The following is a 12,422-nucleotide window of genomic DNA, read 5'->3' as shown; positions in this document are numbered from 1 at the left end:
ACGCCATGGATTCGCGAAGTGAATCCTTCGTCGTCAGACTTTTGCAACAATGCCCGATGTAGCCGCGATGGTTCTTGTCTAGCGCGATCGCCTGCTTCTGCGCTTCCGAAAGGGCGTGAAGCTGCTTCGAAGCCGCAAATATGTCTTTGCGAAGCTGTGGATCCACGCCATGGTTGATGATGTAACCAAAGCCCGTATTTCCGTATGCATTTGCAAAGTCGATGGCCAGCTGGGTTGTGTCGCCATCATTCATCAATGGCGCAAGGTCAAGCACTGATATTTCTGTAAACTCAGTCATGGGAAGTCTCCGAAAGTGATTTGTTGGACGCAGCACACAAGGTGCTGGCTATCCAGCAAAACGCTTTCGACGGTGAGCGCTGTGGCGCTCGAGGATAACGAGATGAAAGAACCCTGACATGCCAGCAAGATTATGGCGGATCGCGCTAAGGATCAACGGAAAAACGCCTGACAAAGCGGTCACTCGGCGGCAGCTATCGACCGTCCTTATCCGCCACTTAGCAGTTCTTGTTCGGCTCAATTCTGCACTTGCAGCGAAAGTCCGGTCTGACGGATACACCGCAGGGCTCCGCATTTTGGGTGAACCATAGCTCCGGGCCGCTTCTCAATCAGATATCGATGATTGCTGTTGTAATCGCCTGCCATTGGTCGCGCGACACCGCTTGGGGGCTGGCGAGCAACCAATAGCTTTGGTGATGAGAAAGAGACGCGGAATCGAGGCGAACCAACGCACCCGTTGACAAGGCCTCCGCGCACAATGGCAGCGATGCCAGCAATACTCCCAGCCCCGCCTTGGCCGCGCCAAGTGCCGACAGATGTGTGTCAAAGCGCAGGTCGGGCAATGGGGTGGTAGCGATGCCGAACTCTGCTGCCCAGGCGTGCCAGCCGGGGCGCTGCCCCGCACAGGCGATGCGCGGCAACGTTGTCCAATGACCTGCGCGGGCCGCCAGCGCGGGCGCCGCCACCGGGGCGATTTCTTCGGCATAGAGCCGGGCGCGATAGGGGTGCGGCCAGTCACCTGTTCCATAACGGATGCGGATGACGTCGTCCTGCGGGGCGTCATGTGTGCCAACAACCATCGACTGGATCGAGATTTCAGCTTTCGTGAGGGTTTGCAGACGATCCAGCCTTGGAAGCAACCACTGGCCGATGACGGTCTGGCTGGCGGACAATGTCAGACGTCTATGTCCGGTGCCGAAAACCGCCTCGGTGCTGTCGCGCAGCCCTTCGAGCGCCATGCGGACATGGGGCAACCACGCTTCGCCCTCGACGGTCAGAGAGATTGCCCGCGCTCGACGTTCGAACAGGGGGGTGCCGAGATGTTTCTCCAACTGCCCGATCCGCTGGCTGATCGCGGCTTGCGTCAGTCCGACGTCTTCAGCGGCGGCGGTAAAGCTGCCGAGCCGCGCCGCCGCCTCGAAGGCGCGGATCCATTCGAGCGGTGGAAGACGATCCCTTTTCATAAGCCAAACGATGCCTCAGGCCATAAATTCCTGATTTGAATTTATTCGTTGAACTTGAAAGACTCCAGCCAAATCGAATTCAACCCTTGGGGACTCTCATGCCGTCAGTCGCACTCGATCCGTCCGGAACCTTTCTGACCTTTGAAACGGCCACAGGCCCGCACCGGTTTCACGCGATCTGGCTGCGGGACAATGCGCAGGATGCCGAAACACGCTCCCCTGGAAACGGGCAGCGGTTGATTGCATTGCGCGACATCCCCGCCGAGACCCGGATCGCGGCGGCCGAGATCGCCCCTGATGGGACGGTGCAAGTCCGTTTTGTGCCGGAGGAAAAGACCGTTCAATTCGATTCTGAATGGCTCGCGTCGCATGCTTATGACCGGCCCGCCGGCACGGCGCGGGGCTGGTTGCCCGATGGGACCCAGCTTTGGGATGCCGGGCTGATGGACGCCGTGCCCTGCGGTGATTTTGCCCAGTTGCAACAGGGCGGCGCGCCGTTGCGCGACTGGCTGGGGCAGATCGTGCGCTATGGCTTTGCCAAGGTGGTGAACGCGCCGGTCGAACCGGGGGCGCTGTTTCGCATCGTCAATCTCTTCGGCTATGTGCGCGAGACGAACTATGGTCGCCACTTCGAGGTGAGGACCGAGGTGAACCCGACCAACCTCGCCTTCACGGGTCTTGGGCTTCAGGCGCATACTGACAATCCGTATCGCGACCCGGTGCCGACGATCCAGGTTCTCTACTGCCTCGAGAGCTCTGCCGCGGGGGGCGAGAACATGGTGGTCGATGGCTTCGCCGCAGCCCTGCGCCTGCGTGAGGAAAACCCCGAAGGGTTCGGCCTGCTGGCCGATCATTGCGCGCGGTTCGAATATGCTGGTGAGGCAGGCGTTTGCCTGACCTCGCGCCGCCCGATGATCGAATTGGCCCCGGACGGCGAGTTGATCGGTATCCGCTTCAACAACCGCTCTTTCGCGGCGGTGACGGATGTGCCTTTCGACAAGATGGAGGCCTATTACGCCGCCTATCGCCGTCTGGGCGAGATCATCGACGATACCGCCATGGAGGTGACCTTCCGCCTGAACCCGGGCGAGGCCTTTGTCGTCGACAACACGCGCGTGTTGCACGCGCGCAAAGGCTATTCCGGCGAGGGGACGCGCTGGCTGCAGGGCTGCTACGCTGACAAGGACGGGCTGCGATCGGCCTATGACGCGATGTGCCGCGAGGGCGTGCTGGAGGCCGCAGAATGAAACCCGATATCAACAGCCTGACCGCCGAGACCATTGTCGCCTTTATCGGCTCGATCTTTGATCGGCGCGGCGGCGAGGAATACCTGGGCGAGCCCGTGACCATGGGCGAACACATGCTGCAAGGGGCCACGATCGCCGAACGTAACGGCCAGCCCGAAGACATCATCGTCGGCGCGCTGCTGCATGACATCGGCCATTTCACCAGCGAATTCGGCACCTTCACGATGAACGACACCGAGGACCGCCATCACGAGGACGCCGGCGCCGAGGTGTTGGAGCGGTTCTTTCCGTCCGTCGTCACCGATTGCTGCCGCTACCACGTCGCGGCAAAGCGTTACCTCTGTGCGACCCGCCCCGAGTATTTCAAGCGCCTCTCCGAGGCGTCGATCCATTCCTTGAACCTGCAAGGCGGCCCGATGTCGCCCGAGGAAGTTGTCGAGTTCGAGAAGAACCCGAACCTCAAGCAGATCATCGCCGTTCGCTATCTCGACGAGGCCGGAAAGGTCGCGGGGATGGAAACGCCCGACTTCTGGCATTTCGCGCCAATGGTGCAGCGGATGGTCGACAAGCACCTGTCCGGCACCTGATTGCACAGGGCACTCGATCACGTGAGGTTGGTGGGCAATGGACGGCCATCCTTGGCCAACATCTGACGCTGGACACGCCGCGCGTCTACGGAAAACATGCGGGTTAGGAGGAGACGCTTATGCACAGGAAGGTGATTTCGGGCGCAGATGCCGCCGCTCTGATCAAGGATGGGGACGTGCTGACGACGTCCGGCTTTGTTGGGATTGGCGTACCAGATGCACTCCTTGCAGCGGTCGAAAATCGGTTTCTAGAGACAGGGCATCCCAGAAACCTGTCACTGGTCTTTGCGGCAGGGCAAGGAGACGGTGGCGAGCGCGGACTGAACCGCCTCGGGCATGAGGGCCTCCTCAGCCGTGTCGTGGGTGGGCATTGGGGCCTCATTCCAAAGGTCGCGGCGCTTGCCGTCGAAGGCAAGATAGAGGGGTGGAACCTACCTCAAGGTTGCATCAGCCAGCTTTTCCGCGACGCCGCGGCGGGCAAGCCCGGGATGATCACCAAGGTCGGTTTGGACACGTTCGTCGATCCACGGAACGGCGGTGGTGCCGTCAACGACATTTCGGTGGAGCCACAGGTCGAGCTCATGACGCGCGGCGATGAGCAATACCTGTTCTATCCCGCGCCGAAACTGACAGTTGCCTTGTTGCGCGGTACGACAGCCGATGAGACCGGCAACATCACGATGGAGCGGGAGGCGCTGATCATCGACAACCTTGCCCAAGCGATGGCAGTGAAGAACGCGGGCGGTATCGTCATCGTTCAGGTCGAACGCCTTGCCCGTGGGCGCAGCCTCCCCGCGCGTGAGGTGCAGATCCCCGGGATCTTCGTGGATGCTGTCGTTGTCGCGCCCCCGGAGATGCACATGCAGACCTACCGGACGGCCTTTTCCCACGCGTTCACCAATCGCATCCGCCCGCCCGAGGGCGAGATCCCGCATATGCCACTCGATGCGCGAAAGGTCATCGCGCGACGCTGTGCATTCGAACTCCCGGTGAACGGTGTGATCAACCTTGGCATCGGCATGCCCGAAGGCGTCGCTGCCGTTTCCGCCGAAGAGGGTTTGCTGGATCATGTGACCCTGACTGCCGAGCCCGGTGTCGTCGGTGGCCAGCCCGCCTCAGGCCTCGATTTCGGGGCGGCTGTCGATGTCGATGCCGTCATACCTCAGAACGCGCAGTTCGGCTTCTACGATGGTGGCGGGCTCGATATGGCGTGCCTCGGTCTGGCGCAAGCCGATGGACAGGGTAACGTCAACGTCTCGCGCTTTGGCCCTCGGCTGGCCGGCGCGGGCGGGTTCATCAACATCAGCCAGAACGCCAAGGCGCTGGTCTTCGCCGGGACGTTCACCGCGAAGGGCATCGACGTCGAGGTCGGCGACGGCGCATTGACGATTCGAGCGGAGGGCACATCAAGGAAGTTCCTCGACGCCGTCGAACAAGTGACTTTCTCTGGCAAACGCGCCGCTCGTCTTGGTCAACCGGTGCTCTATGTGACCGAACGCTGCGTTTTCCAGTTGCGATCCGATGGGCTTCAGTTGGTTGAAGTTGCGCCGGGTATCAACATCGAACGCGATATCCTTCGGCATATGGGCTTCCACCCGATCATAGAGGATGTCCGCGACATGGATGTGCGGATCTTCCGCTCTGACCCCATGGAACTGAAGCGTGAGCTTCTGCACCTCGACCTGCCCGAGCGCATTGCCCTGGACGTTGCCAAGGGCCGTCTCTTCATCAATTTCGAGAAGATGCGGATCCGGTCAATCGAGGAAATCGAGCAGGTCCGCAGGCAGGTCATGGAGGTCTGCGGCCCACTTACGGACAAGGTGGACGTCGTTGTGAATTACGACAGCTTCCAGCTCGACGATGATATCGCCAAGCACTACGCCGAAATGGTCGCGGACCTGGAGAGCCGGTTCTACAAGACAGTCACGCGCTACTCCGGCTCCGCGTTCATGCGCTTGAAGCTGGGCGAAACCCTTCCAAGCGCGTCACCACATATATTCGAGACGCGGGAGGCCGCGCAGGCGTTTCTTGACCGGCTGAAGTGAGGGGGCAGCGGATCCCCTCGGAGCAACACAGAAAGACGGCTTCGTCCGCACTGCCGACCCTCACCCTCGAAAAATGCTGCGCGAAGCACGAATGGCCGGTTTGGTGTAGCCGCACTGCAGCGAAGGCGTCACCGATGAACGGCAGGAGTGGGCCGTTCGCGACGAAGTTCCGGACATCAGATCAGTGGTATGAAAGGCTTTCTGTCGGATCCGGTCACTTTTCCGTAAGCGCTGTGTGGCGCCCACCTTCTCTTGATCCTTGTGATTTGAGACTCACGCCCTGTTGGATAACAGGAGGTGAGTTTCGCCATGGAGACTACGAACGAGTTTCTCACGCGTTTGGGCGTTGAGGTCTCACGGACCGGGAGCCGACGGTGGCCAGATCGTGTGAAAGCGCGGATCGTGGCAGAAACGCTGGTGCCTGGAGCAACGGTGAATGACGTTGCGCGCAAGTATAACCTTCGCCCGAACCACCTGTCGGGATGGCGGCGGCTGGCCAAGGATGGTGAACTTGTTTTGCCCGCGCCAGAGGCTGACACGGACTTCGCCCCGTTGGTGATGTTCGATGTCGAAAGTTCGCCATCGGCGGAAGATACGGGTTCGGCGAGTAGGGCAATCGAGATCGTAGCTGGATCGGTTTCTGTCCGGCTGGACGGTGCCACGCCTGCAGCCCGGATTGGGGACATCGTGCGTGCGCTTGGGGGTGGCGCATGATCTTCCCTTCGAACCGTGTGCGCATTTTGGTGGCAACGCAGCCGGTTGACTTCAGAAAAGGACACGACGGGCTGACAGCCATGGTGCAGACCGTGCTCCGCAAAGATCCGTTCACCGGGACAGTGTTCCTGTTTCGGGCCAAGCGCTTGGACCGGCTGAAGCTTCTCTATTGGGACGGCAGCGGTCTGGTCATGGCCTACAAACGGCTCGAGGACACGACCTTCACCTGGCCCACGATCAAGGACGGAATGATGGCGCTGAACCACGCACAGTTCGAGGCGCTTTTTTCCGGGCTGGACTGGCGCAAGGTCAAGGCGCTGGAGACCCGCCCACCAGCTGCGGCGGAGTGACTCGGGGCGACGAATGCAGGGATCATGGCTTTGATCCCAGTGTATAATACTGATCATGAGCGCCGCTGCCAAAGACCTCGATCTGTCCGTCCTGCCACCGGAATACCGCGTAGCTTTTGAGGCCTTGAAGGCAAAAGCTGCGCGGGCCGCGGAGCTGGAGGACATCGTCAAACGTCTTGAGCATCTGGTGGCCGAGCTGAACCAGGTGGTCCACGGCAAGAAGTCCGAGAAGCTCAGCGAAGATGATCGCCAGCTGACCTTCGAGGATCTTGAAGCTGCCGTCGCCGAGGCCCGTGAACAAAAGAAGGTGCAGACGCCCGGAGACGACAAGCCCAAGCGAAAGCGAGTGGCCAGGCGCAACCGCGGCAACCTGCCCGCCGGTTTGCCACGCATCGAGCAGGTAGTCGAACCCGACAGCCTGATGTGCCCCTGTGGTTGCGGGCAGATGCACAGGATCGGCGAGGACCGCAACGAGCGGCTCGACATCGTCCCGGCACAGTGCCGTGTGATCGTGACGGTCCGCCCAAAATATGCCTGCCGCACCTGCACCGATGGGGTCACACAAGCACCGACGCCCGCATGGCTGATCGAGGGCGGGCTCCCAACCGAAGGCGCCATCGCGCATGTTCTGGTCAGCAAATATGCGGACCATGCCCCGCTCTACCGACAATCACAGATCCTCGCCCGCTCTGGCATCGACATTCACCGCTCGACGCTGGCTGATTGGGTCGGTGTGGCAGCTTTCCACCTTGGACCCATCGTGGACCGGCTGGCCGAGCACCTGAAGACATCCACGAAGCTGTTCATGGACGAAACCACGGCGCCGGTCCTCGATCCGGGCCGCGGGCGGACAAAAACAGGCTACCTCTGGGCTCTGGCGCGCGATGATCGGTCATGGGGCGGCGATGATCCCCCCGGGGTCGTCTTTTTCTATGCTCCCGATCGCCGCGGGGAGAATGCCGAGAAATTCCTGACCGGCTTCAACGGCACGCTGCAACTCGATGGCTACCAGGGCTACAACCGGCTGACGCGCCCTGACCGCAAGGGCGGTGATCCGATCGTTGTCGCCCATTGCTGGGCGCATGCGCGTCGCAAGCTCAAGGAAATCTTCGATCGCGATGGTTCCGAGATCGCCGCCGAGGGCCTGCGCCAGATCGCAGGAATCTATGCCGTCGAGAAAGACATCCGCGACACGTCCCCGGGCCAGCGCCTGTCAGCGCGCCAGGCACGATCCGCGCCACTGGTCGAAGCCTTCGGCATCTGGCTACAAGCGCAGCGCCTGCGCATCTCGGCCAAATCGCGCCTCGGAGAGAAGCTTGCCTACATCCACCGACACTGGGATGGTTTGCAGACCTTCCTGACGGACGGACGCGTCGAGATCGACTCCAACAAGGTCGAAAATCTGGTCAGGCCGATTGCTTTGAACAGGAAAAACGCATTGTTCGCCGGTCATGACGAGGGGGGCAAGGCATGGGGCCGCATCGCATCCCTGATCGAGACCGCCAAGATCAACGCCATCGAGCCTTTCGCCTATCTCAAGGCTACGCTCGAAGCCATTGCGGCCGGACATCCGCAACACCGCATCGACGAGTTGCTTCCTTGGAACTTCCAGCCGTCAAGCTGAAACCCAAGTGCCCTTCAGACACCGCTTACACTTTTCCTCGGACCCTTCCATCGTAGTGAAAACGGGCCCTGTCGTTGTGCTCCGCGTCATTCTCTAGGCACTCCGACCCTCACATCTTGTCCAACCGCCCCTCGTCATCAACCACTTGGAGCGAACATCCCACTTCGCCCCACTTCCAAAGAACCAGATTGAGGTCAGCATCCCCCGCACCCTTCGCGAAGCTTCGGACAAGCAGGCCAGCATAACCCTCAGCAATCAGGTTGCGCGCGAAGTCCTGTGTCGGCACCCTCTGCCCCTCGAGCATGGCAAGGCGCCAGCCGGGATCGGCCAGCATCTCATTGGTCATTCCGCAAGCAGAGAGCTGTCCGGCCTCCCGCGTGTCGAACACGGGCGCGATATCAGCCCGGTAGGAGACGAGGATCGTCGGCTGTAGACTGCCCACCTGGTTGGCCTCGCGCAGCGCCGTGACCGGGTCGAGCGCAGAATACAGCGCGGGCGTGCCCTTGGGGTTGAATCGCCCCCCATACAGTTCCGCCCCGCGCCCGGACAGGGGCATGCGGGCATAGACGGGGTTCAGAGCGCGGTAGAGCAGGCCCCGATAGGCGTCACCGGTCAGCGCCATCAGGCGAAGACGCCCGCGTCCACCGCGTCGATGTATTCGAGCACCTGTTGCGCCTTGCCCTCCTGCACCAGCTGCATCGCGGTGCGTCCGTCGAATCCGGCCAGGGGCTCCGACCGGTACCAGGCATAGGCGATAAGCGCCGAGCCGAAGCGCGGTTCGACCTTGTTCAGGATCTCCACAAGTTCCCGCAGACGGCGCTGAGTCTTGTCCGAACCGATCCGGGTCCGTCGCTGCAAGGCGTCCTTGCCCAGTCCGACCGTCATCGCCACCTCTTCGGCAGAGGTGCGCAGCGCGGCTGCGATGCGGCGCGGCTCGAACTGACCGGCTTCTGTGAAATTTGCGATTTGCATGGCAGCGCTCCGACAGCAATACTGACGTTATATAGCGTTAAATTGACCGACAAACAAGTGTGCCACCCTATCCGTTTTTTGGCTGCCAAGAGGCAATGTGATCGCACGATGTCACCGCCCCTCCCCTTCCGGCCGCCATGCGACCGGGTCGGCGACCCAGCGGTCGATCTCGGATTCGCGCCAGCCCGCGCCGTGGACGGAGATGCGGAGCTGGGCCGGGAACGTGCCCTCGGCGATCTTGCGGTAGAGGGTCGAGCGGGACAGGCCGGTCCGGGCGAGGACGGTGCGAAGGCGGATGATGCGGTCGGGGTCGGGCATGGCTGTGCTGGCTCCTGCTGGGGTGGTGCGAGGGCTGTTGGTCCAGTCAGGCCGGGCCGGGATGGGAGGGCAAGCGCGTCCGGGTCGGCGTAGGGTCAGCGCGTACTGACGGCGGCAGATCGGACGGGTGTCAGAGTCCGAGACCGCGGCTGCGACCGAGCTCCAGCCCATGGCTGAAGGCGAGTTCTTGGCCGAGTCGCCGTCCCATGTCGCTGGAGATGCCGAGGTCGCGTTTGCGGTTCGCGAGGAGGGACTCCAGCTGCGGATCGCGCTGCAGGCCGCGGGCCATGTCGGTCATGGCCTTCCGGGATGCGTGGTAACCGGTGTAATCGCCCGCGCGGTACTGCGCGCCGCTGCGACGGTCCAGCGTCTGCCAGCGTTCGACGAAGCGGTCGGCGCGGGCGCGAGGGTCGGTGCGGAGTTCGGTCTCGAGCTGCAAGGCGCGGATCGCGCGATTGAGCTGACCCTTGGCAGCGTCCCGCGCGAGGGTCGGATCCTTCAGATAGGCGGCCTCGGCATCGCGCCAGCCGCTCGGGCGCATGGCTTCGAAGGCATCCCGGGCGCGGTTGAGGATGCGCAGCTGCTCCGGGCTGGCCTTGTCGCCTTGGGCCAGTGTCTCGAAGACGTTTTGGACGGCCTCGGCATGGCGGATCATCGCGCGGGCGCGGGCCGGGCGGAGCGCCGCCTCTCGCGCCTCGGCCAGGTCGTCAGGTTGCAGGCGCTGGTCGGGCGGCTCAACGTCATGGCTTTCGAAGTCGATCCCCCGGCGCGCCGCAAAGTCCTCGGCTGGGTCAGCCTGCGCGTGGTCGAGCGCCATGTCCTTCGCCCGCTCGCGGCCGAGGGTCCGGGCAAGCCGCTCAGGGCTCGCGAAGTCGTCGCGACCGTAGTGCAGCTCCACCCCGTCGCGGTGCCGGGTGAGAGCCACGTAGCTGGCATGCGCATCGAGGCCGGGCGTGGCCAGCACATGGGCGCGGTCGACCGTCATGCCTTGGGCCTTGTGGATCGTCGCCGCGTAGCCGTGGTCGATCCGATCGTAGTCTTTGAAATCGCAGCGGATGGCGCGGCCGTCATCGGTGTGCACGGTCATCGCGTGCGGGTCCAGCGCGTCGATGGTCCCCAGCGTGCCGTTCTTCACGCCGAGGCCCCGGTCGTTCTGCAGGAACATGATGCGGTCGCCTGTGGCGAAGTCCCGCTCACCCCGCTCGACGGTCAGCCGGAACTCCGAGCCGAGATCCCCCGCCGCCCGCATCCGCTCCCGCGCGGTGAGGTTCAGCGCGCGCACCTCGTCGTTGGTATGGGTCAGGATGATGCGGCTGGCGTCGGGGTCGGCCTGCCGGTCGCGGTCCCAGCCCTCGATCAGGGCCTCGCGCGCGGCTTCACGGGTGGCCGCCGCATGGACATGGCCATGGGTCTCGTAGGCCGCCAACGCCGCCGCGGTCTGCCCAGTCGCAAGATCGCGCGTCGCCTCCCGCTGCCAGTCCTCGCGCTGGCGGCGCACCTCGCCGATCCGCGCACCGCCATGGTCTTCGTGGAGTGACCGGAAGGCGGCCCCCGCCTCGATCGACTGCAGCTGCCGCGGATCGCCGACCAGCACCACCTTGGCCCCGGCCTCGGAGGCCTGCGACAGCACACGCTCGAGCTGCCGCGTTCCGACCATCCCGGCCTCGTCGATCACGAGGATGTCGCGCGGAGACAGAGCATCCCGGCCCTGCGCCCAGCCGTGTTCGAGGCTCGCGATCGTGCGGGACCCGATCTCCGATCCGCCCTCGAGGTTCTCGGCCGCGATCCCCGAGAGCGCCGCGCCGCGGACGCGGTAGCCCGCCGCCTCCCAGGCCTCGCGCGCCACGCCAAGCATCGCGCTCTTCCCCGTCCCGGCATGGCCGATGACGATCCCGAGATCGCGCCCGTCGGTAACATGAGTGAGCGCCTCGGCCTGCTCTGCGGACAGGATCAGACCGCGCGCCTCGGCACGGGCAAGGGCTGCATCGCGGTCACGCGACTCGACCGCGTGCCGCGCCCGCTCCGCCATAGTCAACGCCGCGCGGTGCAGGCGCTGTTCGGTCTCCAGCATGTCGCGCGTGGTGAAGCGCTCGTCGCCCCGAGCATCCTGCCCCAGCGCCACCAGGTCGGGCGTGCGGCGCATGGCCCCCAGCACAGCGTCGAACAGGCCCGGCCCGTCGCTGTGGCGATGCGCGAAGGCGGCCATGTCGCGCCGGTTGAAGGTTGCCTGCTGCCGGGTTATCGCGTCGAGTGCGAGGCTCGGGTCGGCGATGATCCGGGTGCCGTTCTCGCGCGCGATGGACCGGTGCATCTCGGCGCGGTCGGCCTCGCGCCCCTCGCCAATGATCCGCTGCGCGGGCGCGCCGATCTTGTCCTGCGGTTCCAGCGCGATGCCCTGCGCCTCGAGGCTCCGATGATCGATCCGCGCGTCGATGTCGAGCTCGGCCAGCCGCGCATTCGCGACCTCCGCCCAGCGTTCCCGCCAGCGTACCAGCAGGTCGGTGCGGTTCCACTCGCGTACCTTGGGGCCAAAGCCGTTCTCGTCCACTGACCGCATCGTCAGCATCACATGGGCATGGGGTTTGGGCATGCCGTCGGCGGTCCGGTCCCAATGCACGTTCAGGTCGGCGATCATGCCGCGCTCGACGAACTCGGACCGCACGAAGTCGCGCGCCAGATCGATCGCCTGCGCTTGCGTCATCTCGCGCGGCAGGGCGAACTCCAGCTCGCGTGCGAGCTGCGCGTCGCGTCGCACTTCACAGGCCTCGACCGCGTTCCAGAGGCATTCACGATCCGACAGGGCATCCGGCGCCCCCTCGGGCAACCGCACCTCGGAATGCACGACGCCGCGCTTGGCGGTGAAGTCGTGGCTGCGCTCGATCCGCTCGTCGCGGAGCCGTGAGGCCGAGCGGTAGGCGGCGGCCGCGACCGCACTCGCGCCGGAGGACCGTCCGATGACCTTCATGTGGAGGTGATAGATCGCCATGATGAGGCGATCTGTGCCACGGGCACCGCGACGTCGGAACGACGTATAAGCGCGCCCTCCCTCGAAAAATTCTCGGTCGGGACCGGGCCGTCCCGCGC

At 63.8% G+C, this 12,422-nt stretch carries 11 protein-coding genes and 1 pseudogene; 6 read left to right on the top strand and 6 right to left on the bottom strand.

Translation table 11 applies throughout. From position 1 onward, the window contains the following. Nucleotide 1 precedes the first annotated feature (1 nt). A pseudogene (locus tag ACK3EW_RS15030) lies at nt 2-298 on the bottom strand (2-oxoglutarate and iron-dependent oxygenase domain-containing protein); the annotation flags it as partial. A 328-nt stretch (nt 299-626) separates the two neighbouring features. Then, nucleotides 627-1,481 (bottom strand): LysR family transcriptional regulator, encoded by an 855-nt coding sequence (locus tag ACK3EW_RS15025; RefSeq protein WP_493806829.1) that lies wholly within the window; start codon nt 1,479-1,481, stop codon nt 627-629. A 98-nt stretch (nt 1,482-1,579) separates the two neighbouring features. Here ACK3EW_RS15025 and tmpA point away from each other — a divergent pair, with 98 nt between their 5' ends. From tmpA to tnpC, 6 genes are all read left to right on the top strand, one after another. Then, nucleotides 1,580-2,728: a 2-trimethylaminoethylphosphonate dioxygenase gene (gene tmpA / locus ACK3EW_RS15020; protein ID WP_493806828.1), complete on the top strand. Its 1,149-nt coding sequence runs from the start codon at nt 1,580-1,582 to the stop codon at nt 2,726-2,728. Beyond that, nucleotides 2,725-3,315, top strand: coding sequence for a (R)-1-hydroxy-2-trimethylaminoethylphosphonate oxygenase (gene tmpB, locus ACK3EW_RS15015; RefSeq protein ID WP_493806827.1), 591 nt, complete (start codon nt 2,725-2,727; stop codon nt 3,313-3,315). Before tmpA ends, tmpB begins: the two co-directional genes overlap by 4 nt. 119 nt (nt 3,316-3,434) lie before the next feature. After that, complete coding sequence (locus ACK3EW_RS15010) at nt 3,435-5,360, top strand: acyl CoA:acetate/3-ketoacid CoA transferase (RefSeq protein WP_493806826.1); 1,926 nt, start codon at nt 3,435-3,437, stop codon at nt 5,358-5,360. 309 nt (nt 5,361-5,669) lie between these two features. Further along, the gene (gene tnpA / locus ACK3EW_RS15005; protein ID WP_301070753.1) at nt 5,670-6,074 is read left to right on the top strand and encodes an IS66-like element accessory protein TnpA; all 405 of its coding nucleotides are present in this window, start codon (nt 5,670-5,672) and stop codon (nt 6,072-6,074) included. After that, nucleotides 6,071-6,424 (top strand): IS66 family insertion sequence element accessory protein TnpB, encoded by a 354-nt coding sequence (gene tnpB / locus ACK3EW_RS15000; RefSeq protein ID WP_301070749.1) that lies wholly within the window; start codon nt 6,071-6,073, stop codon nt 6,422-6,424. The genes tnpA and tnpB overlap by 4 nt, the downstream gene beginning before the upstream one ends. A gap of 55 nt (nt 6,425-6,479) precedes the next feature. After that, nucleotides 6,480-8,048 (top strand): IS66 family transposase, encoded by a 1,569-nt coding sequence (tnpC, locus tag ACK3EW_RS14995; protein WP_301070747.1) that lies wholly within the window; start codon nt 6,480-6,482, stop codon nt 8,046-8,048. A gap of 109 nt (nt 8,049-8,157) precedes the next feature. Here the strand turns inward: tnpC and ACK3EW_RS14990 are convergent, their stop codons facing one another. The 4 genes from ACK3EW_RS14990 to traA form a co-directional block, all read right to left on the bottom strand. Continuing rightward, entirely contained in the window at nt 8,158-8,670 is a 513-nt protein-coding gene (locus ACK3EW_RS14990; RefSeq protein ID WP_493806825.1) for an RES family NAD+ phosphorylase, read from the bottom strand. Beyond that, nucleotides 8,670-9,020, bottom strand: coding sequence for an MbcA/ParS/Xre antitoxin family protein (locus ACK3EW_RS14985; protein WP_493806824.1), 351 nt, complete (start codon nt 9,018-9,020; stop codon nt 8,670-8,672). The genes ACK3EW_RS14990 and ACK3EW_RS14985 overlap by 1 nt, the downstream gene beginning before the upstream one ends. Nucleotides 9,021-9,131: 111 nt before the next feature. After that, nucleotides 9,132-9,338 carry a helix-turn-helix transcriptional regulator gene (locus ACK3EW_RS14980; protein WP_493806823.1) on the bottom strand — a complete coding sequence of 69 codons (207 nt, stop codon included), beginning with the start codon at nt 9,336-9,338 and terminating at the stop codon, nt 9,132-9,134. 130 nt (nt 9,339-9,468) lie between these two features. Next, nucleotides 9,469-12,324: a Ti-type conjugative transfer relaxase TraA gene (gene traA, locus ACK3EW_RS14975; RefSeq protein ID WP_493806822.1), complete on the bottom strand. Its 2,856-nt coding sequence runs from the start codon at nt 12,322-12,324 to the stop codon at nt 9,469-9,471. Nucleotides 12,325-12,422 lie beyond the last annotated feature (98 nt).

It is taken from the genome of Marivita sp. NO-S04, from assembly GCF_059070475.1.
The sequence above is the reverse complement of the archived record's forward strand: the minus strand, read 5'-3'. Positions and strand labels throughout refer to the sequence as shown.